The following is a 1,364-nucleotide window of genomic DNA, read 5'->3' on the forward strand; positions in this document are numbered from 1 at the left end:
CTTTTAGTAGTGCTTTGCTTTTACCAGACATAAGTATAGAAGCAATGTTAATAGCTATTCAACAAGAAATAGGAATAAGTAAAGCAGGAAGAATTTATCTTGATGAACAAGAATGTAATAGAAAAGATTTTCAAGAAATTATTGAAAGACTATCTATACATTTTCAAGTCTCAAAAATAAATATTGAATATAGATTAGAGAGTTTAAATCTCATTTATAGAGCTCCAAGAAGAATGCAAGAAGAAGATATAGATTCTAAGGAGTTCTTAAGACAATTATCTATAATGAGAGCTAAATCAGAAGATTATTAACCACCCTACTTATATAAATAGGGTGGCTTTTTTTAACTCAAAAACCATTGGTAATTATTATCACCATTGATTGCATTACAAATACCTTGATTAAACTCAAAGGCATTTAAATTTCTTTCTAGGAATGTATCTATATAGCTACTCTTATTAGCTTGTGTAAATAGATTGTACACATTCCATAGATTAATATTTCCACACTCATCTTTACAAAAGCTTTCATCTTGGTAATAATCCCTAGCTATTGTATTAAACTGCCCATCATTAAAAGTCATTTCAGGTAGTTCTAATCTTTGAGACTTAGGTAAATGATTATATAATCTTGATTTACCTATTAATTGAGCAAATTGATGCTCTGTTAAAGAGTAATTAGTAAAGTTTCTCATAAGCTCTAGGTGTTGCTCTGCTTTGTAATTCTGCATAACATCTAGAATCTTAGCATAAAGCTCTTCATAAGAACTAACTTTAATCTCAGATAAAAAACCATCTGTACTAACACAAAGATTACAGCATACAAGATTCTGAAAGCCTATAAAGAATTTGAATTTTTCAAAAGACTTCTTATTATACAGGTTTTCTTGGTTATAAGCTCTAACCCCTCCTAGGGTTAATGAGAGTGTATTACCTCCAATATTAGCAGTTATAGAGGGTATCTTTATAATAAAAGCCATTCTTTCAAAATACTGTGTTTTCTCATGCTCTAGAAGCTCTTTAGCACTTTTATGAATTGCATCAGGTGTTCTTCCTTTTATTTGATGAGATACTCTTATTTCAGGTATTTCAATAGTTTCTCCTGAATAGATTGAATATGCACATTCTTGTGCTATATCTATAAACTCTTGATGTGCAATAGTCTTTTCATTGTCTTTAGAAAACACAGGAATTATACAGTCCTGCTGAAGAGTTAGTAATTCTATCTCCTGTGTATTAGCCTCAATAAATGGTTTATGAGTGTATTTAGGAAGAACTACAGCAGGTGTTAAATTCTCTTCTACATCTAATATATTAGATAATTGATTAATATTAGAAATATTAAAATCTCTAATAAATGTATCT

General features: G+C 29.3%; 2 protein-coding genes. One reads left to right on the forward strand and one right to left on the reverse strand.

All coding sequences use genetic code 11. The features are described 5' to 3' along the window. Positions 1–311, forward strand: a 311-nt coding sequence (locus GOQ24_RS11735) for a hypothetical protein (RefSeq protein WP_160339768.1), incomplete at its 5' end; no start/stop codon positions are given. A gap of 32 nt (positions 312–343) precedes the next feature. Here the strand turns inward: GOQ24_RS11735 and GOQ24_RS11740 are convergent. Next, positions 344–1,354 (reverse strand): DUF3871 family protein, encoded by a 1,011-nt coding sequence (locus tag GOQ24_RS11740; protein ID WP_160339769.1) that lies wholly within the window; start codon positions 1,352–1,354, stop codon positions 344–346. Positions 1,355–1,364: the final 10 nt, after the last annotated feature.

The organism is Myroides sp. LoEW2-1 (genome assembly GCF_009767705.1).
Lineage (GTDB): Bacteria > Bacteroidota > Bacteroidia > Flavobacteriales > Flavobacteriaceae > Flavobacterium > Flavobacterium album_A.